At 70.5% G+C, this 24,695-nt stretch carries 21 protein-coding genes and 1 pseudogene; 7 read left to right on the forward strand and 15 right to left on the reverse strand.

Annotated elements, in window-relative coordinates; translation table 11 throughout:
* Position 1: 1 nt before the first annotated feature.
* From ABH935_RS08065 to ABH935_RS08080, 4 genes are all read right to left on the reverse strand, one after another.
* A complete protein-coding gene (locus tag ABH935_RS08065) occupies positions 2–1,180 on the reverse strand; it encodes a glycosyltransferase family 4 protein (protein ID WP_370377158.1) in 1,179 nt (392 codons plus the stop codon).
* On the reverse strand, positions 1,177–2,208 hold the full coding sequence (locus ABH935_RS08070; protein ID WP_370377159.1) for a hypothetical protein: 1,032 nt from the start codon (positions 2,206–2,208) through the stop codon (positions 1,177–1,179). Before ABH935_RS08070 ends, ABH935_RS08065 begins: the two co-directional genes overlap by 4 nt.
* Entirely contained in the window at positions 2,175–3,014 is an 840-nt protein-coding gene (locus ABH935_RS08075) for a glycosyltransferase family 2 protein (RefSeq protein ID WP_370377160.1), read from the reverse strand. Before ABH935_RS08075 ends, ABH935_RS08070 begins: the two co-directional genes overlap by 34 nt.
* A 199-nt stretch (positions 3,015–3,213) precedes the next feature.
* The gene (locus ABH935_RS08080) at positions 3,214–3,975 is read right to left on the reverse strand and encodes a polysaccharide deacetylase family protein (RefSeq protein ID WP_370377161.1); all 762 of its coding nucleotides are present in this window, start codon (positions 3,973–3,975) and stop codon (positions 3,214–3,216) included.
* A 442-nt stretch (positions 3,976–4,417) separates the two neighbouring features.
* Here ABH935_RS08080 and ABH935_RS08085 point away from each other — a divergent pair, with 442 nt between their 5' ends.
* Positions 4,418–5,320 (forward strand): UTP--glucose-1-phosphate uridylyltransferase, encoded by a 903-nt coding sequence (locus ABH935_RS08085; protein ID WP_370377162.1) that lies wholly within the window; start codon positions 4,418–4,420, stop codon positions 5,318–5,320.
* A gap of 12 nt (positions 5,321–5,332) precedes the next feature.
* Here ABH935_RS08085 and otsB read toward each other — a convergent pair.
* From otsB to ABH935_RS08105, 4 genes and pseudogenes are all read right to left on the reverse strand, one after another.
* Positions 5,333–6,094: pseudogene (otsB, locus tag ABH935_RS08090) on the reverse strand (trehalose-phosphatase); the annotation flags it as partial.
* Positions 6,091–7,554 carry a trehalose-6-phosphate synthase gene (locus tag ABH935_RS08095; protein ID WP_370377163.1) on the reverse strand — a complete coding sequence of 488 codons (1,464 nt, stop codon included), beginning with the start codon at positions 7,552–7,554 and terminating at the stop codon, positions 6,091–6,093. The gene ABH935_RS08095 and the pseudogene otsB, both read right to left, overlap by 4 nt.
* A gap of 98 nt (positions 7,555–7,652) precedes the next feature.
* Positions 7,653–10,007 (reverse strand): glycoside hydrolase family 65 protein, encoded by a 2,355-nt coding sequence (locus ABH935_RS08100; RefSeq protein WP_370377164.1) that lies wholly within the window; start codon positions 10,005–10,007, stop codon positions 7,653–7,655.
* Positions 10,004–10,768 carry an HAD family hydrolase gene (locus tag ABH935_RS08105; RefSeq protein WP_370377165.1) on the reverse strand — a complete coding sequence of 255 codons (765 nt, stop codon included), beginning with the start codon at positions 10,766–10,768 and terminating at the stop codon, positions 10,004–10,006. The genes ABH935_RS08100 and ABH935_RS08105 overlap by 4 nt, the downstream gene beginning before the upstream one ends.
* Before the next feature lie 186 nt (positions 10,769–10,954).
* Between ABH935_RS08105 and ABH935_RS08110 the strand changes: the two genes are divergently transcribed.
* Positions 10,955–12,187: an aromatic acid exporter family protein gene (locus ABH935_RS08110; RefSeq protein WP_370377278.1), complete on the forward strand. Its 1,233-nt coding sequence runs from the start codon at positions 10,955–10,957 to the stop codon at positions 12,185–12,187.
* A gap of 505 nt (positions 12,188–12,692) precedes the next feature.
* On the opposite strand, the gene ABH935_RS08115 is transcribed toward ABH935_RS08110, so the two are convergent.
* On the reverse strand, positions 12,693–13,481 hold the full coding sequence (locus ABH935_RS08115; protein WP_370377166.1) for a sirohydrochlorin chelatase: 789 nt from the start codon (positions 13,479–13,481) through the stop codon (positions 12,693–12,695).
* Between the two features lie 244 nt (positions 13,482–13,725).
* Complete coding sequence (locus ABH935_RS08120; RefSeq protein ID WP_370377279.1) at positions 13,726–14,721, reverse strand: NAD(P)-dependent alcohol dehydrogenase; 996 nt, start codon at positions 14,719–14,721, stop codon at positions 13,726–13,728.
* A 161-nt stretch (positions 14,722–14,882) separates the two neighbouring features.
* On the opposite strand from ABH935_RS08120, the gene ABH935_RS08125 reads away from it, so the two are divergent.
* Entirely contained in the window at positions 14,883–15,572 is a 690-nt protein-coding gene (locus ABH935_RS08125) for a TetR/AcrR family transcriptional regulator (RefSeq protein WP_370377167.1), read from the forward strand.
* Between the two features lies 1 nt (position 15,573).
* Here the strand turns inward: ABH935_RS08125 and ABH935_RS08130 are convergent, their stop codons facing one another.
* On the reverse strand, positions 15,574–16,323 hold the full coding sequence (locus ABH935_RS08130; protein ID WP_370377168.1) for an SDR family NAD(P)-dependent oxidoreductase: 750 nt from the start codon (positions 16,321–16,323) through the stop codon (positions 15,574–15,576).
* 35 nt (positions 16,324–16,358) lie between these two features.
* Entirely contained in the window at positions 16,359–17,231 is an 873-nt protein-coding gene (locus ABH935_RS08135) for an SDR family NAD(P)-dependent oxidoreductase (protein WP_370377169.1), read from the reverse strand.
* Positions 17,232–17,338: 107 nt separating this feature from the next.
* On the opposite strand from ABH935_RS08135, the gene ABH935_RS08140 reads away from it, so the two are divergent.
* A complete protein-coding gene (locus tag ABH935_RS08140; RefSeq protein ID WP_370377170.1) occupies positions 17,339–18,028 on the forward strand; it encodes a TetR family transcriptional regulator in 690 nt (229 codons plus the stop codon).
* 24 nt (positions 18,029–18,052) lie between these two features.
* Here ABH935_RS08140 and ABH935_RS08145 read toward each other — a convergent pair whose 3' ends face one another.
* The gene (locus tag ABH935_RS08145) at positions 18,053–20,212 is read right to left on the reverse strand and encodes an FUSC family protein (RefSeq protein WP_370377171.1); all 2,160 of its coding nucleotides are present in this window, start codon (positions 20,210–20,212) and stop codon (positions 18,053–18,055) included.
* Positions 20,213–20,351: 139 nt separating this feature from the next.
* Here ABH935_RS08145 and ABH935_RS08150 point away from each other — a divergent pair, with 139 nt between their 5' ends.
* The 3 genes from ABH935_RS08150 to ABH935_RS08160 all read left to right on the forward strand — a co-directional run bounded on the left by ABH935_RS08150 (position 20,352) and on the right by ABH935_RS08160 (position 22,254).
* Entirely contained in the window at positions 20,352–21,608 is a 1,257-nt protein-coding gene (locus ABH935_RS08150) for a protein kinase (protein WP_370377172.1), read from the forward strand.
* Complete coding sequence (locus ABH935_RS08155) at positions 21,592–21,864, forward strand: hypothetical protein (RefSeq protein ID WP_370377173.1); 273 nt, start codon at positions 21,592–21,594, stop codon at positions 21,862–21,864. Before ABH935_RS08150 ends, ABH935_RS08155 begins: the two co-directional genes overlap by 17 nt.
* 93 nt (positions 21,865–21,957) lie before the next feature.
* On the forward strand, positions 21,958–22,254 hold the full coding sequence (locus tag ABH935_RS08160) for a CsbD family protein (RefSeq protein ID WP_370377174.1): 297 nt from the start codon (positions 21,958–21,960) through the stop codon (positions 22,252–22,254).
* Between the two features lie 175 nt (positions 22,255–22,429).
* Here the strand turns inward: ABH935_RS08160 and hypE are convergent, their stop codons facing one another.
* Positions 22,430–23,512, reverse strand: coding sequence for a hydrogenase expression/formation protein HypE (hypE, locus tag ABH935_RS08165; protein ID WP_370377175.1), 1,083 nt, complete (start codon positions 23,510–23,512; stop codon positions 22,430–22,432).
* A 43-nt stretch (positions 23,513–23,555) separates the two neighbouring features.
* Positions 23,556–24,680, reverse strand: coding sequence for a hydrogenase formation protein HypD (gene hypD / locus ABH935_RS08170; protein ID WP_370377176.1), 1,125 nt, complete (start codon positions 24,678–24,680; stop codon positions 23,556–23,558).
* Between the last annotated feature and the right edge of the window lie 15 nt (positions 24,681–24,695).

Below are 24,695 nucleotides of genomic sequence, written 5' to 3' on the forward strand. Positions count from 1 at the left end.
TTCAGAATCCCACCTGCTCGTACACGTCCTCGATCGCCGCCACGACGTCGTCCCAGCGGCTGTCGGCCACCCGCGCCGTGCCCGCCGCCGCCGTGGCGGCGAGCGTCGAGCGGTCCCGGGCCAGGCTGTCGATCGCCGCGGCCAGGGCCCGCGGGGTCGGCTCGACCAGCACGCCCGCGCCCTCGATGGTCTCGATGTTGCCGGGCACCGCGGTGGCCAGTACCGGCAGTCCGGCGGCCATGGCCTCCAGCACCACCAACGCCATGCCCTCCCGGTCCGACGGGAGGACGAACAGCTCGGCGGCCGCGTACTCCTTGATGAGGTCGTCACCGTGCTTGCGGCCGGCGAACTCCACGCGGTCGTCCAGGCCGAGTCTGGTCGCCCGCGCCACCAGATCCGCGCGCAGTTCGCCGTCGCCGACGAGTCGCAGCCGGACCGGCTCGGTGACCAGTGCCAGCGCGTCGAGGAGCCGCGCGACGTTCTTCTGGGCGCCGAGGCGGCCGACGAACAGCAGCCGGAGCGGTTCGGGTCCGGAAGCGGCCGCCTGCTCCGGGTTCGGTGTGCGCGGCGGCAGGAAGTACTCCTCGGCCACGCCGTTGGGGACCACGTACACCTTCGCCGGGTCCACGCCGTAGCGCTCGGCCAAGAAGCCGCGCTGCGAATCGGTGAGCACGATGACACCGGCCGCGCCCCGGACGACTCGGCCGAACAGGTGCGTCTTGTAGTACGGCAGCAGCCGGCCGAGCGGTCCGGAGGCGTCGACTTCCATGTGGAAGTGCAGGATGTACTTCAGGCCGCGCATCCGGGCACTGAGCCACACCTGTTCCGGGACGACCGCCGTCGCACAGTGCAGATGGATGACGGTGCCGCGCGGGATCCGCAGCAGCGAACCGAACATGCCCGGGGCCAGCGAGGTGTGCGCGACGGTCAGCGCCCGGTGCCGGCGGACCTTGACGCCGCCCGCTTCGACGGCCCGGCGCGGCGCGCCGTCCGCCTTGTTGTCGGTGGTGACGACGCTGACGTCGTTCCGGTCCGCGAGCCGGGTGGCCAGGATCTGGACGACCCGCTCCACGCCGCCGAGCTGCGGCGGGTAGTTCGGCGTGACCTGGACGACGCGTCGACGCCTGCCAGGCGCGGAGCCGGTGGGGGCTATGTGCTCGGGGGAGCTCTGCTCGGTCATGACACCGCGATCTTGTAGTGGAGGGTTTCGGTGCTGCCGTTCAGGGTGGCCCAGACGAAGGTGGCCTGCGGGTTGACGGGCATGCTGATGACGGCGCTCAGCGCCTGGCCGTCCCACTTGAGGCCGGCGGTGCGGCTGTCGTCGACGCGGCCCTGGGCGTCGACCGTCCAGACCCGGACGCTGAAGGTCTCCGCGCCGGTGTCGACGGCGTGCACGCTCACCGGCACCGTCAGCACGGTGCCGTCGATCTGCGGCGGCGAGGAGAAGTACAGGGCCGTGTACGGCTTGGGCAGCTGCGTGAATGAATCCCGGAGCTGGGTGCGGACCGGCGGCAGCGCGAGCAGGATACCGACGGCTGCGACGCCCGCCGCGACGATCGTGAGCCGTCGGCGGTGCCGGTCGACGAAGGAGCGGACGGACCACGGCGGTGTGGGCCCGGCGTGGTCGGTGGCGGCGGCGACCGTGTCCACATCGTCGGCGTCGGCGGCGATGTCCGCGATGTCGGGGATGTCGGCGTACGCCTCGGTGATGTCGATGCGGTCGTCGGCATTGGGGGGCGCGGCGTAATCGGCGTCATCCGCGTCGGCGCCGGCGATGTCGGGGTAGGCGACGTCGGGGTAGGCGTCCGTGAAGTCGATACGGTCGGCGGGATTGGGGGGCGCGGCGTCGTCGGTGTCGTTGGTGTCATCGGTGTCGCCGGCGTTCGGGCCGGTCGGTTCCGCCGTCGGCGGCGGCAAGGTGATCCGACCCAACACCATCGTGTCGGCGGTCGGCTCCGACAGAGTGATCCGGCCCAAAAGCGTCGTATCGGCCATCGGGTCCGCGTAGGGGGCCGGTTCGTGGACGCTCGCCGTTATTCGATGTCCGGCTCCCAGCCCGCGGGAGCCGGCGATGTCTTGCCGTCCTGCACCCTCACCCACACCGGGACCAGACCCGGCAGCCCCGGCCGGGGACTTCGGGGACCGTGCCGGGAACAGCCGGGCGAACACCTCGCTCAGGCGGCTGTGCCGCTGCCCGTCGTCTGGCATCCCGGTGCTGCTCCTTCTCCTTCTGACACAGTCGCCGTACGCATCGCCGGGAGCCGGACGCCCTTGGCCCGGGCTCGGACGGGGACTTCCTGGTCCTGGTAGGGCCCGTCGGCCGCCGGGCCGTCGTGCCGGATCCGGTGGCCGATGAGGTGGGCCAGGTTGCGCAGGCCGTCGCGGACCGAGTTGAGCTTCACGTCGCCGCCGCGTACTCGGTACTCGATGTGCGTTTCGGTCACCTTATAGCCCGCGAGGACCGCCGCGTTCTTGATCTCCTGGGAGAACGCCATGCCCGGGGAGCGGACGTCCACGCCGGCCCAGACGTGCCGGTGGAAGACCCACATGCCGGACTGCGAGTCGCGGATGCCGTGCCGGAAGATGAGCCGGGAGACGAAGCTCAGGACGTGGTTGGCCCAGAAGTGGGAGTGCTTCATGGCACCCCGGTTGGCCGAGTGCAGGCGGTCGGTGGTCAGGAAGTCCGCGCCGGAGCTCTCCAGCGCGGCGAGCAGCTCCGGGAGATGGTCGAACGGGTAGGTCCGGTCGGCGTCGCCGGAGGCGATCACCTCGCCCTTGGCGGCGGCGAAGCCGGCCTTGTAGGCGTTGCCGTAGCCCTTCTCCGGCTGGAACACGACCTCGGCGCCGCAGGCCCGCGCCAGATCTCCGGTCCCGTCGCTGCAGTTGTTGTCGACCACCACGATCTCCGTGGACCAGCCGAGGTCAGCCAACTGCGAAACCGGTATCGAAGCTATTACGTCTTCGATGTTCTCGGCTTCGTTGTAAGCCGGTATCACAACCGACAGCGATCGCATTCGTGTCCCCCCAAGGGAAAGGTCTGACGGCGGTGCCTTCGAGCCTTGTAGCCGAAATCGGCTTGGGGCGGAAGGTATACAGCGGGCTACGCGTGGTGCAAGTACTCAGGGGGCACCGGATGACAAGAGTTCGGGGCCGGATCGCGGGCCGTCGAACTTGTCCGGGGCGCCGTGCCGTCGGTGGCGTACGGCTTCGAAATCATAGGGCATGCCGACCGGAAATACGGCGATGAACCCGGTAGGTGTAGAGCAATTTAAGAATATGTTTGGACGTGTGCACTTGGCCGATCCAGAGCCTGGGCAGCGCGTGCGGTCCCAGCGACTCGCGGGAGACGACGGCGGTGGCGTGCTCGTACCCGGCCGCGGCGACCGCCGAGCGGGCCGCGGCGTCCATCGACCCGTAGGCGTAGCAGTAGCCGTTCACCGGCTTCCCGACGATGTCGGACAGCTTCTCGCGGCTGTCCGCGACCTCCGTGCGCAGCACGTCCGGGCCCGCGTCGGCCAGTGCCACGTGCATCGAGCCGTGCGACCCGACTTCGAACCCGGCGTCAGCCCAACGCCGGATCCCCGCCTCGTCGACCAGCGGCCACGGGGTGCCCTCGTCCCACTCGTTCGCCCCGCCGATCCGGCCGGCCAGGATGTAGAACGTCCCGGAGAAACCGAAGCGCTGCAGGATGGGCAGCGCGTTCTCCACGACGTCGGTGTAGCCGTCGTCGAAGGTGAGGCCGATCAGACCGCGCGCCGATCCGGTGGCCCGGGCCGCCTGGAGTTCGGCCACGGAGACGCCGCGCAGCCCGCGTCGCTTGAGCGTCGCCATCTGCTCCTCGAACCGCTCCGGCGTCACGGCCAGGTGGTTCGGGTCGTGCGGGCGGACGCCCACCGAGTGGTACATCATGATCAACGGCAGGTGCGGCAGACGCCGACCTGCCGCGACCGGGTCGTGGGAGAGCGCTGCGGTCATGGAGTATCCGACACCAATGCAAGTCGAGACGGCCGGGCGACCAGTGCAGCATATGCCCAGGCGGGTCAGCTCTCGCCGCGTTGGGTCACAGTCTTGCTGCAACCTCGGCCCGGACCGTCCCGGCCTGGGCGTTTCGCACCGAATCATTCCGTTGTCATGCCGGCCACGCCGGCCTCCGAGGTCGCCGGGCTCGGAAATGACAGAAGTAATCCTGACAATTGTCAGGGCGTTGAATGACAATTGACATGGAGGCGACGGCGTTCCGAGACGCGGCGTTTCGAAGACCCGGTGTTTCGAAGACCCTGCGTTTCGAAGACCCCGACGTGCCAAAGGCATCGACCCTCACGCGTGTCGCGCCCGGCTGCCGGGCGGGGCGTTGGTAGCGTCCGAAGTGTCCTGCCGGGCCACCGGCGGGTTCCGACCCGATCCGGAGGGCCCCGGTGTGGCTGTGACGATCCGCAGGGCGGTGATCCCGGCGGCCGGGATCGGTTCCCGGATGCTGCCGTTGACCAAGGCGATCCCCAAGGAGATGCTGCCGGTCGGCGACCGGCCGGTCATCGAGCACACGGTGCGCGAGCTGGTGGCGTCCGGGATCACGGACATCACCATCGTGGTGTCCGGCGGCAAGTCGCTGATCCAGGACCATTTCCGCCCGAACCCGGCGCTGGTCGAACAGCTTCAGGCCGCGGGCAAGGACGCCTACGCCCAGGCCGTCGAGGACGTCGCCGAGCTGGCCCGCGAGGGCCACATCACCTACCAGGACCAGCACGGCCCCTACGGCAACGGCACTCCCGTGCTGAACGCCGCGCGAGGCCTCGGCGACGACGAGCCGATGCTCGTGCTGTGGCCCGACGACGTGTTCGTGGCCGAGGTCCCGCGCGCGCAGCAGCTCATAGCCGCCTACGAGGCGACCGGCTGCCCGATGCTGGCGCTGATGCCGATGGACCGCTCGCAGTCCCAGCGCTACGGCGTCCCGATCGTCCACGAGGACCTCGGCAACGGCCTGCTGAGGATCTCGGGCCTGCTGGAGAAGCCCAAGCCGGCGGACGCGCCCAGCGACTTCGCCGCGATCGGCGGCTACGTCGTCACCCCCGGCATCGTGGAGGAGCTGCACGAGGCCACCGCGCGTTGGGAGCAGCAGCGCACCGGCGAGGTGTACCTCACCGACGCGATCAACGCCTACGCCGAGACCCGCGCCGTGTACGGGCAGGTCATCGCAGGGCGCTGGTACGACACCGGCAACCCGGCGGACTATCTGGTGGCGCAGTTCGCGCACGCGCTGGCCGATCCGAAGTACGGACCGATCCTGCGGTCACTGGCCGCCGGGGAGGACGCGTCAGCCTGACACGTGCCTGATGCGTCGTTCCGCCAGGAGGTAGTCCAGCATCACGGCGACGTCTTCCGTGTCCGGTATGGAGTATTCGGCCAGGGTTTCGCCGTGGCCGACCTTCACGCCGACGTCCGGATCGGCGAGGCGCGCGAAGGCTTTCTCGTCGGTGACGTCGTCGCCGACGAACAGCGCCGCGGTGGCGTCGGCCTGACGGCGCAGCATGTCCAAGGCCTCGCCCTTGTCGGTCTCGACGACCGCCAGCTCGATCACCGCCTTGCCCTCGGTCACCTGTACGCCGTCCCACCGCGCCGGACCTGCCCGGACCGCGTCCAGGACGGAGGCGCCGACCGTCGGCTCGGCCCGGCGTACGTGGACCGCGATGCTGGCCGGTTTCAGCTCCAACAGCACGCCGGGGGAGCGGCCCACGAGCTGTTCGAGCTCGACCTCCAGTCGGCGGCGTAGTGCCTGCGCTCCATGGTCCAGCGCGTGGGCGAACCCGGCGTCGAACTCCGCGCCGTGGCTGCCGATCAGGTGCACGCCGGCGGGCAGTCCGGACAACGCGGCCAGGTCGCGCAGGGCCCGGCCGGAGATCACGCCGGCGGTCGTGTCGGGCAGCTCGGCCAGCGATCGCAGAGCCCGCACCGACTCCGGACGCGGTACCGCCTGCGCTGGGTCTGAGACGATCGGCGCGAGCGTCCCGTCGTAGTCGCAGACCACGAGCAGCCGCGGCACGCGCGCGATGCGGGCGACGGCCTGCCGCAAGCTGGTCGGCAGCGACTCGGCGGTCACTGGTGTACTGCCTCCCCACCGGCGTGCGTGGCCGAGTCGGGGTCCAGGAAATCGAGGAACGACCGGGCCCATCGACCCACGTCGTGGGTCATCACCTGCCGGTGCAGGGACCGCATCCTTGCCTTCTCCTCGGCCGGATCCATGGTCACGGCTCGCTCCAGAGCCTGCGCGACGCTGTCGAGGTCATGCGGGTTGACCAGCAGGGCCTCGGTCAGTTCGGCCGCAGCTCCGGCGAACTCGGACAGCACCAGCACTCCGTCGAGGTCGTGTCGGCTGGCGACGTACTCCTTGCAGACCAGGTTCATCCCGTCGCGCAGCGGTGTGACCACCATGACGTCGGCGGCGCAGTACAGCGCGACGAGCTCGTCGCGGTCCATCGGTTGGTGCAGGTAGTGCACGATCGGGCGGCCGACGCGGCCGAATTCGCCGTTGAGCCGTCCGACCTGTTCCTCGATGCTGCGTCGCATCGCCTTGTACTGACCCACACGTTCTCGGCTGGGAGTGGCGACCTGGATCATGGCCACCGATTCGGGATCCACGCGCCCCGAGACCAGGAGCTCGCGCAGGGCCCGCAGCCGTATGTCGATGCCCTTGGTGTAGTCCAGCCGGTCGACTCCCAGCAGCAGGCGGTGGGGAGCTCCCATGTCCGAGCGTATTTTCCGGGCGCGCTCGGCGGTCTGGGCCTTCCGCGACAGCTTGTGGAAGCCTGCGGCGTCGATGGAGATGGGGAACGCTCCGACCCGGACGTGGCGGCCGTCGAACGGCACCGATCCGGGACGGCTGCGGACCCTGACGGCCGCTCTCGTCGGTTCCAGGCCGAGCAGTTGCCGGGTCAGCCACAGGAAGTTCTGGGCTCCGCCGGGCATCTGGAATCCGACCACGTCGGCTCCGAGCAGCCCGCGCACCACTTCGGTACGCCAAGGCAGTTGCTTGAAGAGCTCGACCGGCGGAAACGGGATGTGCAGGAAGAAGCCGATGCTCAGATCGGGGCGCTTCTCGCGCAGCATGGCCGGGACGAGTTGGAGTTGGTAGTCCTGCACCCACACCGTCGCGCCCTTCGCCGCAGCTGCTGCGGCGGCGTCGGCGAATCGCTGGTTGACCGTGACATAGCTGTCCCACCAGGACCGTTCGAACACCGGCGGGACGATGACGTCGTGGTACAGCGGCCACAGCGTCGCATTGGAGAAGCCCTCGTAGTAGTCCCGGACCTCGTCGGAGGACAGCCTGACCGGATGCATCAGCAGGCCGTCGTCGTCGAAGGACGCCACGTCCAGATCCGCCCGGCCGGACCAGCCGATCCAGGCGCCGTTGCGGCGGCGCAGGAACGGCTCCAGCGCGCTGACCAGACCGCCGGGACTCGGACGCCACCGCTCGGTCCCGTCGTCGAGCTGCTCCAGATCGACCGGCAGCCGGTTGGCGACCACCAGGAAATCCGCGTCGCGCCCCGTCGTGGCTCCCACAGGGCGATTCTCCGCAACCGCCGCCTGCCGCGCATCCGCTGCACCCGGGATCGCGGTCTGCGGCCGTCGCCGATTCGGCCGTTCGGTGGCCGCTCCGGTCATGTCGGCGGCTCCCGGCGCAGTGGTGCGCGGCCGGGTGGTTGGTGGGGTGGGGTGGTGAACGGTATCCGGGTGATCGTTTTGGTGACCGGGGCGTCTTCGGCGACCTCGACGGGTTGGTCGTGGTGCAGGATCCGCAGGGTGGGTCCGTCCAGCAGCCGGTAGGTGACGGTGTCGGCGGTGATCTCGACCCGGATCCTGCTGGTGTGCAGGGAGAGGTTGACGGCCAGCCGGGTGATGCCTGAGGGCAGGCGGGGTTTGAAGCAGAGGGTGTCTTCGTGTTCGCGCATCCCGGCGAGTCCGGCGACCAGCGCGATCCAGGTTCCGGCGAGCGAGGCCATGTGGAGTCCGTCGCGGGTGTTGTGTTCCAGGTCGTCGAGGTCCATCAGGGCGGCTTCGGCGAGGTAGTCGGCGGCCAACTGGAGGTGTCCGACCTCGGCTGCCAACACCGCCTGCGTGCAGGCCGACAGGGAAGAGTCCCGCACGGTGAGGGCTTCGTAGTAGTCGAAGTTGCGGGCTTTCTGCTCGTCGGTGAAGGCCGCCGGGCGTCGATGCATGGCCATGACCAGGTCGGCTTGTTTGACGACTTGTTTGCGGTACAGGTCGAAGTAGGGGAAGTGCAGCAGCAGTGGATACTGCTCCGGGCTCGTGCCGGCGAAGTCCCAGTATTCGTGGGTGGTGAAGCCGTCGGCCTGCGGGTGGACGCCGAGCGCGTCGTCATAGGGCACATACACGGCCGCGGCCGCGTCACGCCAGGATGCTGCTTCCTCGGCGTCGACGCCGTGTTCCAGGGCCCGGTCGGGGTAGCGTTCGGCGACCATGGCGGCGCAGGTCAGGTTGTGTTGCGCCATCAGGTTCGTATACACGTTGTTGTCGGCGATGGCCGAGTACTCGTCCGGTCCGGTGACTCCGTCGATGCGGAACCGGCCCTGCGGATCGTGATGCCCCAGCGACCGCCACAGCCGGGCGGTGTGGATCAGCAACTCCAGGCCGGTGGTCTTCTCGAACTCGACATCGCCGGTAGCGGTGATGTAGCGGATCACGGCATCAGCGATATCAGCATTGACATGAAACGCGGCCGTGCCGGCCGGCCAATACCCGGAGCATTCGGCCCCGGTGATGGTGCGCCAGGGGAACGCGGCACCTTTCAAACCGAGCTGCCCGGCGCGCTCCAGGGCCTGTGGGAGGGTGCCGCAGCGCCAGCGCAGGGCGTCGGCGGCGGCGTGCGGGACGGTGTATGTCAGCACCGGCAGGACGAAGCTCTCGGTGTCCCAGAAGGCGTGGCCGTCGTATCCGGTCCCGGTCAGTCCCTTGGCCGGGATGGCCCGGCCCTCGGCTCTGACGCCGGCCTGCAACACGTGGAACAACCCGAACCGCACCGCCTGCTGGATCTCGGCGTCGCCCTCCACCTCGACATCGGCGCGGGCCCAGAAATCATCCAGGTAGGCGCGCTGCTCGGCTGCCAGGCCTTCCCAGCCGGTGCGGGACGCGGCCGCCAGCGCGGCTTCCACCTGCGCTCTCACCGCCGGCTCGGAACGCTGCTGGGACCAGCCGTAGGTGACGTATTTGATCAGCCGCAGCCGCTCACCGGGCTTCAGAATGGCCGTGACGGTGTATCGGGCCAGGTCCTCGAAGCACTCCACGGTCTCGTTGAGCGACGGCGGCGCCTGCACCTGGTGGTCCATCGCGGCGGCGACCCGAAGCCCGGACACGGCGGTGCGATGCACCAACACCGCACCAGCGGGGCGGCTGCTGTGCTCCTCGGGCCGCAGCGGCGCCTCCAACACCGCCGCCACCCGGGGATCATCAGCGGCCTGGGGAAGCTCTTCGTTGGCGACCAGCTCGGACTGGATGACCACCCACAGCTCGGAATCGACGGCCTCCACCTCATAGGCGATCGCCGCGACCGAACGCTGCACCAGCGACACCAGGCGGGTCGAACGCACCTTCACCTGCTTGCCGGCCGGCGACTCCCACTCCACCTGACGCTCCAGCAGACCGGTGCGGAAATCCAGAACCCGCTCATGCCCCAGGCAGCGTCCATAGCGCAGGTCGAACGGCGAGTCCTCGACCGTGAGCCGGATCACCTTGCCGTTGGTGACGTTGATGACCGTCTGGCCCGCCTCCGGATCCCCATACCCGGCCTCGGCGTACGGCAGCGGCCGGGACTCATAGACGCCGTTGAGATAGGAGCCGGGCAGACCATGCGGCTCGCCCTCATCGAGGTTGCCGCGCCAGCCGATATGGCCGTTGCCCAACGCGAACACCGACTCGCTCTGGCCCAGCACCTCCAGGCCCAGCTCTGTCTCCCGCAGACTCCACGGCTCCACCGCATACGACGGATGCTGAATCATGACTGGTCTGCCTTGCCGAGGAGGTCGGCCAGGTCGGTGACGACCGTGTCGGCACCGGCCGCGTGCAGGGCGTCGGCCTGTCCGACCCGGTCGACGCCGACCACGAACCCGAACTTGCCGGCCCGCCCGGCCTGCACGCCGGCGATGGCGTCCTCGAACACCGCTGCCTGATCCGGGTCCACGCCCAACGCCTTGGCCGCAGCCAGGTAGGTGTCCGGAGCTGGCTTACCAGGCAGATGCTCCTTTGCGATGGTCACTCCATCGACCCGCACCTCGAACATGTCGGCGATCCCCGCCGCCTTGAGCGCGCTTTCGCAGTTGGCACTGGAGGACACCACGGCCCGATGCAACCCCGCCGCACGCACAGCCTTCAGATACCGGACCGACCCTGCGTAGACGTGCACACCATCGGAGTCCAACAGCCGCAGGACGATCTCGTTCTTGGCGTTGCCCAGGCCGTTGACCGTCTCGGTACCCGGAGGGTCATCGGGGGCGCCGTCCGGCAGGTCGATGTGCCGCGAGGCCAGAAACGACCTGGTCCCGTCGGCCCGGGTCTTGCCGTCGACGTAGGTGTCGTAGTCCCCTACCGGATCGAAGGGCACGAAAGGCCCGGGACGGGAGCGCAGGAAGGCGTCGAACATCTCCTTCCACGCGGCAGCATGCACCGTCGCCGTCTCGGTGAGCACACCGTCCAGGTCGAACAGACACGCTCGGATCCGCTCCGGAAGACCGGTCGTCGTGGATGCAGGTCCATCGTCCACTCCATCGTCCATGTGATCTATTCGCCCACAACCGGGGCGTCTTGACTCGGCGAGGCCGCCGCGCCTGCTCCATGAGCGGGACGTGGCCGGCGCCGGCGGGGCAATTCGATGATCGTGCCGGTTCGGATCCCGCCCGGCGGGCATCTTTCGTTCATCGTCGTCGCCGCCAGGGGAGGGTTGGAGCAGATGCCGCGGTTCACGGCCCGGGCGGCGTCGCTGCTGCGTTATCGCAACGACCCTGTCGTGATGTGGACGATCCGCGCGACCGCCGCCGCGGTGCTGTCCTATGCGGTCGCGGTGCGGCTCAGCTCCGAGCCGGCCCCGCTGACGGCTCCGCTGACCGCGCTGCTGGTCGTGCAGGTCACCCTGTACGCGACGCTCACCACCGGCGTCCGGCGGGTGATCTCCGTGGTCGCCGGGGTGCTGATCGCGGTCGGCTTCAGCGCCGTGGTCGGCCTGTCCTGGTGGAGCCTGGGCCTGATCATCCTGGCCGCGCTCACCGTCGGGCAGTTCATCCGGGTCGGCGAGTTCGTCAACGAGGTCGCGATCAGCGCCATGCTGGTCCTGGGCGTGACCCAGCTGGCCTCCCAGGCGTGGGACCGGGTCCTGGAGACCCTGATCGGGGCCGGCGTCGGACTGCTGTTCAACGTCGTGCTCGCCCCGCCGGTCTGGGTGGACCCGGCCGCCGAGTCGATCGTCGGCCTGGCCCGCCGCACCCGGAACCTGCTGCTGGGCCTCGGCGAGGAACTGGACGGCCCGGTCCCGGTCGAGCGAGCCGCGGGCCGCCTGTACGAGGCGCGCCGCCTGGACCAGGCCGTCGCCGACGTAGACGCCGCCCTGCGCCAAGCCGAGGACAGCCTCCGCCTCAACCCGAGGATCAGCGAGGGCCTCCTCGCCCGCCTGGTACTCCGCACCGGCCTGGACACCCTGGAGATCTGCGTGGTCGTGGTGCGGGTCCTAGCCCGCTCGATGACCGACCTGGCCAAACGCCGCAAAGAAGACGAGCCCCTCTTCCCCGCCGACACAGCCCAGGCGCTCCAGGAACTACTCGCCGACGTCGGCGCGGCGATGGTCAGCTACGCGGTGCTGGTGACGACGCCCGTGAGCGACAACGCCGAGCAGGCAGAGAACCGCCTGGCGGCCGAGCTGTCAGCCGCCTGGGACCACCGCGAGACCGTCGCCGACATGCTGCTCCGCGGCGTCCAGCAACACCCGTACGCCTGGCAGCTGCACGGCTCCCTGCTGGCCGAGATCGACCGCATCCTGGACGAGATGGACCTGGAACACCGCACAAGCCGGCTGATGGAGGAACTCGACCGGGCTGCGGCGGCCCGCCACGAGCGGTCGGCGCGGCTGGCGGGGCTCAAGAGGCTTGCGCGGGTGGGGCGGGGCTGGCGGCCGGCTCGGCGCGAGGGCTGACCTTGCTGCGGCGGCGCGTCACAAGCGCTCGGCGCGGCCGGGCGGGCTTATGCGGCTTGCGCGGGGCTGGCGGCCGGCTCGGCGGGAGGGCTGAGCCGGCCCGCCATGAGCGGTCGGCGCGGCCTTCTGGGCGCAGGCGGCGCGGGCGGGTCGGGGCTGGCGGCCGGCTCGGCGCGAGGGCTGACCTTGCTGAGTCCGCCTGCCATGAGCGGTCGGCGCGGCCGGCCGGGCTTATGCGGCTTGCTCGGGCGGGTCGGGGCGCGCGGCTCGGCGGGAGGGCTGAACCGGCTGCGGCGGCCCGCCACAAGCGGTGGTTGGTGCGGTTGACCCGGCTCAGGCGGCTCTCGCGGGTGGGGCGGGTGGGGCGGTTCGGTCGGCCGGCTCGGCGGGAGGACCGAGCTGGCTGCGGCGGCGCGTCACGAGTGGTCGGCGCGGCGGGCCGGGCTTATGCGGCTTGCGCGGGGCTGGCGGCCGGCTCGGCGCAAAGCCTGAAGCTGACCGTCGATCAGTCCTCGTCGTAGTCGGACTCGCGCCAAGCGGTCCCACCGTGTCCGTGCTGGTGGTCGGCATCGAGCCCGGCGGCGATCCCGTCGTCGCCCCGGCTGAGCTTGAGTAGGGCTGCGGCGATGCGCGTGGCGAGCATGCCGGAGACCTCCGCGGGCATCAAGAGCGGTCCGCCGTCGACTACCTCCGCGATCGGGGCGTCAGTGGCGGGCCCGAAGTCCGCGGGAACCACGACGACCTGGCGCGCCCCGAGCTGCCGGCAACGTTTGACTCCCTCGGCGACGTCGGGCTCGCCGCCGCGGAGAGCCACCTCCACCCACGGCAGGTCGTCCCGCGTCTTGACCAGGTGCGCGATGCGGAACAGCTCGGCGTCGTCGAACGGATTGGCTGCCTTGGCCGTCAGCAACACTGCCAGGTCCGGCGTGTCGGCAGGGTCGACGACCCGCGCCACCGCCACTCGCAGCCAGCCGGTCAGAAGCGTCGCGTTCCCGAACGGCTCGGCCAGCATCACGCGACCGGCCATCGGGCCGCGCGTCAGCCACGTCAGGGTCCGAGCGGTGTCGGCCACCAGCTGCGGATCGCGCCCCAACGTCATCGGCACCACGCACACCGGCAGATCAGTACCGTCAAGCGCCTGCCGTACCGCGTTCTCCAGCAGCTCGCCCGCCGACGAGGCCCGCAGCAACGGTCCCTGCTCGGCCAAAGGCTCCACCGCGACCTCGGCGCCACCCTCATGACCGCCGACCATGACCACGGCAGCCCGCGCCGCATCCGGCTCCGGGACGGTCACCGCCGCGCCCCGCGATCCGCGCGGGCAGTAGCGTCACCCTCGTCGTTGCGCTGAGTTGCCACAGGTCATTTCTAGCGCACGTCCAGCCATCGCACCCGGTCGGCGACACGAACGGGTCAATTCGCACCTCCATTCCCCGCCGGGATGAGATTCGCGGCGGCAATATGGAGAAAATCAGAGGACGTATTCCCCGGTGACATAAAAGGCCGCGCGCGTCCTCGGCTATTCCGGGCGGCCGCCTCGCCTAAACGGTGATGACGACCTTGCCGCTGGCGTGATGTCCCAGCACGCGGGTGATAGCACCGGCGGCCTCGTCGAGTGGAAAAGTTTGTTCGATGACTGCTTTGGCTTCGCCGCTTTCGAGAAGCCGGGCAAGCTCGTTCAGGTTCTCGTGGTTCACCGCGAGCGTGACGAACTTGACGTCGGTGGAGCCCTTGCCCATCAGCGCCGCCCGCGCCATCCGCGGCAGGCCGGCCAGCAGCCCTCCGGTGATCCCGAGGCTGTTCGGAATGAACACTCCCTTGGGTGCCAGCAGCCGTGCGACGGCCTTCGGCGGATGGTTCGCCACGTTGTCGAGGATGACGTCATACCGCGACTCGCTCTTGGTGAAGTCCTGCTCCGCGTAGTCGATCACGTGGTCCGCGCCGAGCGACCGGACCAACTCGGCGTTGCGGGCGCTGCACACTCCCGTCACCTCGGCGCCGAGTGACTTGGCGATCTGGACCGCCATCGTCCCGACGCCGCCCGAGGCTCCGTTGACGAGCACCCGCGTACCGGGCCCGACGTGGCCCGCGTCGCGCATCGCGAGCAGCGAGGTCAGCCCGGTCATGACGGACGCGGCGGCCTCCTCGAAGCTGAGTCCGGCCGGCTTCTTCACGAGCTGGGACGCCGGCACGACGGTGTACTGCGCGAACGTCCCAGTCTTCGACCTGTTGGCGCTGCCCCACAGCGACCCGAACACCTCGTCGCCGGGCTGGAGATCGGCGACTTCCCGCCCCACCGCCGCCACGGTGCCGGCGACGTCGCTGCCCCGGACCGGCTGCTTCGGCCGCCGCAGCCCGGCCTGCGCACGGAGGATGTAGGGCACCCCTGCGACGGTGGCCGAGTCCGGGGTGTTGACGCTCGTGGCTCGGACGCGGACGAGGACGTCGCTGTCGCCGGGCACGGGTCGGGCGGCGCTCTCGTCGAGCTGGAGAACGCGCTCAGGCGCTCCGTATCCGCGCTGAACGATGGCCTTCATCGTGGATGGATCGGTGGTCATGGGCCTGCCCCTTTTCGGCCTTACACTGTAAGGGTGTAACTTACGCTGTAAGGTTAGGCCTTACAGCGTAAGGGCGTCAAGGGGAGGTCTGCTCACAGGTCTCCTTGAACGACAGGAGTCGGCTTCGGGAGGATGGCCCCATGAAGATCGCCGGACCGAGCAAGACAGCTGCCGAACGCCGCACTCCGCTGACCAGGGATCGGGTGGTGGCGGCCGGCATCGGTCTGGCCGACCGGGACGGCATCGAGTCGATCAGCATGCGCAGGGTCGCGCAGGAACTCGGCGTCGAGGCGATGTCCCTCTACACCCACGTCCGCACCAAGGACGACCTGCTCGACGGCATGGTCGACGCGGTGATCGGCGAGATCCCGACGACTGCGGCCGACAGCGCCGACAGCGCCGACTGGAAGTCGTCGCTGCGCCAGATGTCACTCGCCGCACGCGCCGTCGTCCTGGCCCACCCCTGGGCCCCGCAGCCGATCGAGACCCGAACCGCACCGGGCCCCGCCGCTCTGCGATACATCAACGCCGTCCTCGGCGTTCTCCGCGAAGGTGGCTTCACCGTCGCCCAGGCCCATCACGCCCTGCACATCCTCGGCAGCCGCCTGCTCGGATTCACGCAGATGCTCTTCGACGACTCCGGAGACGGCGACCCCGAGGCCGCCGCCGCCATCGCCGACCAGCTCGCCCCCACGTTCCCGCACGTCGCCGAAATGGCGCTCGCGGTCGCCCACACCGGCGTCCTCGGGCCCTGCGACGACGACGCAGAGTTCGCGTTCGCGCTCGACTTCCTCCTCGACGGCCTGGAGCGGCTGCTCCAGCGCGGCTGACTCAGGCCAGGAATCCGCCGTCGACGGCCAGGTGCGCGCCGTTGATGTACGAAGCGTCGTCGGAGAGCAGGAACGACACCGCAGTCGCGATCTCCTCGCCGGTCCCCACGCGCCGCATCGGAATGCCGTGCTCGACGACTTCCCGCGTCCCCTCGGCGTTGCCCTGCGTCATCTCGGTGTCGATGACACCGGGCTGGAGCTCGTTCACGCGCACCCCGCGGCCGCCGAACTCGATCGCGGCGCTGCGCGTGAGGCCGCGGATTCCGTGTTTGGCGCTGGAGTACTCCGGTGTCGGGCCGCCGCGGTCGGCGAACACGCTGGAGACGTTGACGATCGCGCCGCCGCCGGCCTCCAGGATCGCCGGGATCTCGTATTTGAGCCCGTAGAACAGGCTGCTGAGGTCGATGTCGATGGTGCGCCGCCACTGCTCGGGAGTCATCTCGGGCAGGGGGACGAAGGTGCCGGAGACCCCGGCGTTGTTCACCGCGCAGTGCAGCGCGCCGAACTGCTCGACGGTCCGCGCGACCGCACGCTCGACCTCCTCCGGTCGGCTGACGTCCCCCGGGACGGCCAGGGCCTTCCCTCCCGCAGCGGCGATCTCGGCCACGGTCTCAGCGAGCTTGTTCTCCCGCCGCCCGACGACGGTGACTGCCGCGCCCCGCTTGGCGAGCAGGACCGCGGTGGCGCGGCCCATGCCGGACCCTGCGCCGGTGACGAGCGCGACCTTGCCGGCGAATTCGTTCTCTTGCATGACCTGCTCCCTCTTACCAGTTACCAGCGGCGGATCTAGCGGGCTGTCGGCAGCTCGACCGGGTAGTCGGCCCCGGTGTCGGCGGAAGCGGAGACGGCCTGCCAAGCGCCCGCCTCGGCGATCTGGCTGCGGGAGTAGTCCAGCGCCATCCCGACCGCCCCGGCGCCGAGCAGAAGGTGGCTCGGCAGATTGTCGGCGTGCACGATCCGCACCAGGATCTCCGCGGCCCGGTCGGGGTCGCCCTGCACGACGGCGCCGCCGCTGCGCAGCCGCTCACCCATGGCGCCGACGGTCTGCCGGTAGTCCTCGGGGATGTCCTCGATCCGCATCGACGAGCCGGCCCAGTCGGTGGCGAACCCGCCCGGCTCGACCACGACGTACCGGATCCCGAACGGCGCGGTCTCGGTCGCGAGGACGCGCGTGAACCCGTCGACGGCGAACTTCGCCGCCTGGTAGGAGCCGAGGCCGGGGGTGTGGCCGACGCGCCCGCCGACCGAGGAGAACTGGATCACGACGCCCGCGCCCTGCTTCTTCAGCAGCGGCAGCGCGGCGCGCGAGACGTTGTAGACGCCCCAGAAGTTGGTGTCGAACTGCCGCCGGAAGTCGGCCTCGTCGGTGGTCTCGACCGGGGAGACGTTGGCGTAGCCGGCGTTGTTGACCACCACGTCGATCCGCCCGTACTTCGCGGCCCCGGCGGCCAGCGCGGCCTCGGCCGCGGCGGCGTCGGTCACGTCCAGCGCCACCGGGAGCACCCGTTCGCCGTACTCGGCGGCCAGGTCGGCGAGTTGTTCGGGCCGCCGCGCGGTGGCCACGACGTTGTCGCCGGCCTTCAGCGCCGCGACGGCCAGGGAGCGGCCGAAGCCGCGGGAGGAGCCGGTGATGAACCAGGTTTCAGGGTGTGTGCTCATGGCTCTAGTGCAACACGGTTTCACTATTACCGCAACTCAGTTGCGGTAGATTCCAGGAAGGCGGTACCTACTGCAACTAGGTTTCGATAGCGTGGTACCCTGAACGGGTGACCGGAGTTGACTTCGAACGTGCCCGAACCCCCGAAGCCAAGCGCGCTCGGCAGCAGGCCATCCTGGCGGCGGCTGCCCGGCTCGCCACGGCCGACGGCGTCCGCGAGGTGACCGCCAGCGCTGTCGCCGACGAGGTCGGCATGCACAAGTCGGCGATGCTGCGCTACTTCGAGACCCGCGAGGACATCTTCCTGCAGCTGGCGGCCGACGCCTGGGGCGAGTGGTCGACGGCCGTGCGCGCCGAACTCGAAGCCCTCGCCGCCCGGCCTGCCGCTGCTGCCGGACGTCACGAACAGGACGAGGCCGCGCACGCCGCCGCTGCCGTCCTCGCGCACTCCCTGGTGTCCCGTCCGCTGTTCTGCGACCTGCTCGCGCACACGCCGCTGAACCTGGAACGCAACGTCTCATTCGAGAAGGTCAAAGCGTTCAAGATCCGAGCCGTCGCCGCCGTGGCCGACGTCGCCGCCGCCCTCTGCACGGCCACCCCGCTGCGCCTGGACCAGGCCCGCAGCGTCGTCGCCACCACCACCTCCATGGCCGGAGCGATGTGGCAGATGGCCGCACCGGGCACGAATCTGCGCGCTTTCTACGAATCCGAACCCGAACTCGCCCACGCGATCGTCGACGTCGAACCGTCCCTCACCGACATCATCAGCGCCCTGATCACCGGCTACGCCGCACGCTAGACCCGGCCGACACCGAACCGAGGCTCAGTCGTTCGCGATGGACGGGCCCGCCGGGGGAGCGGTGTCGAGCGTGGTCAGCAGCCCCTGCAGCCGGTTGGCCTCGGCGGCGAGGCGGGCGGCGTCCAGCAGGATCGTCGCCGGCGTGCCGTCCTGCGCCGCGCGCCATGTCGTCAGAGCGCCTTCCAAGTCCGTCGAGCTGACCGTCTCCCCGTCGCGGACCTGCCCGGCGGTGGCCAGTAGCGCGTAGCGCACCGTGCGGGCGAACGCTGAGGCGGCCGGCCGCGTCGGCTCGTCGTCAGAGGGCAGGTGCGTCTGCAGGACGACCGCCGCCTCGAACAACCGGGCCAGGGCGTGATGCGCGCGCGTGAGCCCTTCGCGGCTGGGTCCCCGGTCGCGCACCGGCTCCTGCGCGGCGGCCAGCGCCGCCGACTCCAGTGCGAGGTAGGCGTCGCGCGAGTCGAGCAGGGCTTCGCGGGCCCGTCTGCGGCTGCCCGGCCCGGGCTCCGCGACCGCGTCGATCGCCGACGCGGCGTACGTCCCGGTGGTCTCGATCAGGTCGGCCAGCCGGCCGGCGAGCGTGACGGTCTGCCAGGACGGCCACAGCGCGTAGGAGGTGAAGATGATCAGCCCGCCGAGCAGCGTCAGCGCGACGCGCTCGCGCACGGTGCTGGCCAGCGCGAGCCCGTCCATGGAGAGCAGGAAGACGATGTAGGCGGTGATCAGGGTGCTGGCGACCAGGTAGCCGGACTGCATCACCAGGTACAGCGCTCCGGTGCAGGCGACCGCCAGCACCGCCGCCACCCAGGGGTCGGGGTGGAAGAGCAACACGACAGTCGAGGCGATGGCGACGCCTACCAGCGTGCCGACGAAGCGTGCGACGCCTCGGCCGAAGGTCTGGGAGAAGTCCGGGCGCATCACCATGACGACGGTCAGCGCGGCCCAGTAGCCGTGCTGCACGTTCAGCAGCTTGCAGATCCCGTCGGTCACCGCCACCACCACGGCCACGCGCAGCGCGTGCCGCAGGATCGGCGAGTCGCGGCGCAGTTCGCGCCGTACGGTGCGCCATGCCTGGTCCAGACGCTGGCGCGTTCCCGGCCGACGCAGGAAGCCGTGATGTCCGGCGCCGCCGTCCTCCCCGCTCTCGCCTTCGTCGGTCTGCCGCAGGACCGCGTCGATCTGCGTGAGCAGGTCGATCAGCTTCTCGGCCGCGTTCTGCGCCGCTTCTCCCGCGATGCTGTCCCGTGCCGCCTCCTCCATCGCCGTGAGCAGCGCGGTCGAAGGCGGCACGACCGATCCGGTGCGGATCGAGCCGGCGGCGGTGTCCAGCACGTTGGCTGCGGCCAGGAGCAGGGCGCGGATCTGCGCGCGTTCGGTGGCGGGGATCCGGCCGGGCGGTTTGGCGAGCACGGCCAGCACGGCGCGGACTTCGTCCATCAGCACACGGATACCCGAGAGTTCGGTCGGTCGGCGGCGCGCCTGGCGCGGCGTGAGCGTCGCGGCGGCCCGTGCCTGGGCCAGCGCGTTGGGGTCGAAGACCGCGTCCCGGTCCCGGCTCAGACGGCGCGCGTAGTCGGCCACCGAGACGCAGGCGTCGGCCAGCGCGCCGCGCTGCGCGTTCCACGAGCGGTCGGGCCAGGCCAGCGCCAGGACCACTTGAACCGCCCCGCCCGCGCCGATGAGCAGCGCGAACTGGACGGCATCAGCGAAGTCGCGCGGCGGCCGCACGATCGTGAGCATGACCGGCACGGTCATCGACGCGGCGATGCCGGGTGCGGCACCCAGCGCCCAGAACATCGCCGCCCCGAACGCCCACAGCGCGAGCACGAGCACGAACAGTGCGGGCCAGGGCGCCACCGCGTTGCCCACGAACGCGCTGGCGAACAGGCCGAGCGCGGTCGAGGCGATCAGCCCCGGTCCGCGCCGGTAGCCGGGCAGGACGCTGGTCATCCCGGTCAGCTGCGCGCCGAGCGCGGGCAGCACCGCGTGGGACGGACCGAGCAGGGCCAGCGCGCCGAACACGGCGATCGCCACGCCGCAGCCGGAGCGCAGCGCGGCCCAGGGGTCGTTGAACGCCCGCTCGACGCGCATGCCGGAGCGGGAGGCGGTCTTGATCGAGCGGTACCAGGCCGCGCCGAGGCCGCTCACACCTGCGATCCCGGAATCCGCCTGCGTCGACCGTGCCACATCCACCAGTGTCCCGGGACGCGGCGGGTTCGGGCGAGTCGGGGTGATTGGTGTCCGGCGCTTTGGGTACAGCGCGGTGTCTGGGCGACGAAGCGCGATGGCGCGCGGCGGAGTGCGGCGGAGCAGAGAGGAGCAGGTGATGGACGTGGAGCGGCGTTACGTTCTGGGTCCCCTCATCGGAGAGGGGGCGACGGCGTGCGTTTACGAGGCCGAGGACACCGTGCTGCGGCGCGAGGTGGCCGTGAAGGTCTTCCGCTACACGGACATCGGGGACACCCGTTCGGAGCGGGTCGACGAGGAAACCAGGATCCTGGCGTCCCTGACCCATCCGCATCTGCTGCCGGTCTACGACTCGGGCCTCGGCGCCGACGACCACCGTTTCATCGTGATGCCGCTCGTTCGCGGCACCACGCTGGCCAGGCTCGCGGCCCGGGGCCCGGTCGAGCCGCGGGAGGTGAAACGGATCGGGGTGGCGCTGGCCGACGCCCTGTCGCACATCCACGCAGGCGGCATCGTGCACCGCGACGTCAAGCCCAGCAACGTGCTGCTCGCCGACGACGGGACGCCCTACCTCGCGGACTTCGGCTACGCGCACGCCGCCGACAGTCCGGCGCTCACGAGCACCGACTGCGTCGTCGGCACCGCCGGCTACCTCGCGCCCGAGCAGGCGCAGGGGCTTTCGGTGACGCCCGCGACGGACGTCTACGCGCTGGGGCTGGTGCTGCTGGAGGCGCTGACCGGCGAGCGCGCGTATCAGGGCACGCCGATGGAGCGGGCGACGGCCAACGCGCTGCGGCCGCCGCGGATCCCCGCGCGGCTCGGGCCGGGGTGGATGCGGGTGCTGCGGACGCTCACGGCGAAGGACCCGGCTGTTCGGCCGAAGGCGGGTGAGGTCAGTGCCCTGATGGCGGACGCTGAGGACGAGCTGCCCGCGGTCATGGCGAGCGACCACACGATGCGGCTTCCCGTCGTCGATGCCTGGGCTTCCGGCGTCGGCTCCGGCTCTGTCTCCGGCGGTTCGGAGCCTGTCGTCTCAGCCGCGACGACTCGCCGGCGTCTGGCTGCCGTCGGCGTGGCGGCGTGTGCTGCTGTCGCTGTCGTCGGCCTGGGCGCCGCCCGGTTGACGCCCGGTGCCTCGGGCCACATCCGCATCCCGGGGCCGATGATTCCCGGTGCCGGAGCGGCCGGCTCGTCGCCGACCACCGCACCGACTCCGGGAACCGCTGCGGTCCATCCCGGTAGTACTCCGGTTCGGCCTTCCGGGGCGGGCATCGTGGCGCGTGCGTCGTCGGAATCGGCACCGACGCCGGCGTCCGTGTCAGTGTCAGCGCCCACGTCAACGTCAACGTCAGCGCCACCGTCGAAAAGGAAGTCACCACATGGGAAACACCATTGAGATTGTCATAGGCATGGCGGTGAAGGGCGACGAGGGCTTCGTCGGCGAGGTGGAGCGGATCGACCTGGACCCCACGGGTACCTTTGCTGTGCAGGTGGCTCTGCGGCCACGGCACGAGGGCGGGATCGCGCGCCTGATACCGATGACGGCGCTGGAGGTGGCACCGGCCGAGGTGGGGCCGGACGGCCTGCGGCTGCGCTGCACGCTCGAAGAATTCGAGCAGTTCCCCCCGGTCGACGTGCAAGGCAGCCGTTGACAGGTGATTCATGTCATGTCGACCGTTTCATCCGCTGCGCGCCGGTTACGAGGACGCCTCACGTGATCGAGATATCCGCAGAAAGGAACCGCCATGAGCGTCGGAAACAAGGCCAAGCACGCTGCCAAGGACGCCAAGGGAAAGATCAAGGAAGCCGCCGGCAAGGCCGCCGGGAACGAGCGCATGCAGGCCGAGGGCCAGGCCGACCAGGACGAAGCCCGGGCCGAGCACGCGGCCGACAAGGCCAAGGACACCGCGAAGAACGTCGGCCAGGGGGTCAAGGGCAAGGCCAAGGAAGTGGCCGGGGCGGTCACCGACGACGACGGCATGGAGGCCAAGGGCAAGGTCGAGCAGCTGAGCGCGCGGGCCAAGCAGCATCTCAACAAGTAACGGGCTGAGCTGGATCGGCCGGCTCCGGGCGTTCGCCTGGGGCCGGCCGGCTCGGGTCTGTCGGACTACCAGAGCGGAGCCAGCTGATCGGCTGCCCGCAATTCGGCCGCCGGCAATTTGGCCGCCAGCAGATCGTCCGCCGCGCAAATCAGCCCTCAGCAAAGCAAGTCAGCCCTCAGCAAATCCGCGGCAGCGGATCCCCCACCAGCACATCGATGATCCGATGCCCCCCGAACCCCGTCCGCCCGAGCACCCGCCCCGGCGGCTCGGCGCGCACCTCGCCGACCAGCGCCGCATCCGCGCCCCCTTCGGTGCGGCGCATCGCCTCCAGCGCCGCGTCCGCGGCCTCCGGGGCGACGAAGGCCACGAGCTTGCCCTCGTTCGCGACGTACAACGGGTCGATGCCCAGGATCTCGCACGCCCCCGTGACCTCGGGGCGCACCGGCACGCGATCCTCCGCGATCAGGACGCCGACCTCGGCGGCCACCGCGATCTCGTTCAGGACCGTCGCCACGCCGCCGCGCGTGGCGTCGCGCAGGCAGCGGATGTCCGGGCCGCAGGCGTCCAGCATCGCCCGGGCCACCGGCCACAGGCTGCGGGTGTCGCTGCGTACTTCGGCCTCCAGGTCCAGGCCACCGCGTGCGAGCATGATGGCTACGCCATGATCGCCGATCGAGCCCGAGACCAGGACCTTGTCGCCGGGCCGGACGCGCGCCGGGTCCAGGCGTGCGTCCTCGTGCAGCACGCCGATTCCGGTGGTCGTGAGGTACATGCCGTCGCACTTGCCGCGTTCGACCACCTTGGTGTCGCCGGTCGCCACCCGCACGCCGGCCTGCGTGGCCGCGGCGGCGATCGCGCTGACCTGCTCCTGAAGCACCTCGGCCGGCAGCCCCTCCTCCAGGATCATCGCCAGCGCCAGCTCCAGGGGCCGCGCGCCGCTGACCGCGAGGTCGTTGACCGTGCCGTTGACGGCCAGGTCGCCGATGGTGCCGCCGGGGAAGCTCAGCGGCCGGACCACGAACGCGTCCGTGGTGAAAGCCAGCCGTGCGCCGTCGATCGCCAGCGGTGCCGCGTCGCTGAGCGAGGCCGGCGCGCTCACCCCGAGCAGCGGCACGACCAGGCCCTCGATCAGCGCCCGGCTGGCCTTGCCGCCCGCGCCGTGCGCCATGGTGATCCGGTCGTCGCGGAAGCGCTGCGGCCGGCGCCGCATGGCCTCGATCCGCTCGCCGACTTCCTCCTCGGTGAGGACCTTCGCCATCGCTACTCCCGTCGAAGAACCGTGAACCACGTATGCGGGTATCTCAGAGAACTTGCAGATCGAGGCGTTCGCGCGAGTACTGCCCGAAGTTGTAGTAGGCCGCGCACGCGCCTTCGGAGGAGACCATGCAGGTGCCGATCGGCGTCTCCGGCGTGCACGCCGTCCCGAACACCTTGCACTCCCACGGCTTGAGCACCCCCTTGAGCACCTCGCCGCACTGACAAGCCTTCGGGTCCGCGACGCGCACCCCGGGCAACGCGTACCGCTGCTCGGCGTCGAAGCGCGCGTAGGCCGGGGTGAAGCGCAGCGCCGACTGCGGGATCGAGCCGAGCCCGCGCCACTCGAAGAACGGCCGCAGCTCGAAGACCCGGCTCAACGCCTGGAGCGCCAACTCGTTGCCGTCCCAGCGGACCACGCGGCCGTACTGGTTCTCGACCTCGCTGCGGCCCTCGGCGAGCTGCTTCATGATCATGTGCACGGACTGCAGCACGTCCAGCGGTTCGAACCCCGCGCACACCACCGGCTTGCCGTGCTCGCGCGCGATGAACTCGTAGGGCCGGCAGCCGATGACCGTCGAGACGTGCCCGGGGCCGATGAAGGCGTCCAGCCGCAGGTCGGGCGAGTCCAGGATGGCCTTGATCGCCGGGATGATCGTGACGTGGCTGCACATCACCGAGAAGTTCTCGACGCCCTCCTGCTCGGCGCGCAGCACGGTCAGCGCGGTCGACGGCGCCGTGGTCTCGAAGCCGATGGCGTAGAACACGACCTGCCGGTCCGGGTTCTCCCGCGCGATGCGCAGCGCGTCCAGCGGCGAGTACACCATGCGGATGTCGGTGCCGCGGGCGTTGGCCTCCAGGAACGAGCCGCGGCCGCCGGGGACGCGCATCATGTCGCCGAAGCAGGTGAGGATCACGCCGGGCTGTTCGGCGATCGCGATGCCGTCGTCCACGCGGCCCATCGGGATCACGCAGACCGGGCAGCCGGGGCCGTGCACGAGTTCGATGTTCTCCGGCAGCAAGTCGTGGACGCCGTAGCGGTAGATGGCGTGCGTGTGGCCGCCGCACACCTCCATGAACTTGTAGTGCCGTCCCGGCTCGGTGAGGGCGGCGATCTGCGCGGACAGCGCCCGGGCCAGATCGGGGTCGCGGTATTCGTCGACGAAGCGCATCGCGCCACTCCTGTC

The organism is Catenulispora sp. GAS73 (genome assembly GCF_041262085.1).
Taxonomy (GTDB): domain Bacteria; phylum Actinomycetota; class Actinomycetes; order Streptomycetales; family Catenulisporaceae; genus Catenulispora.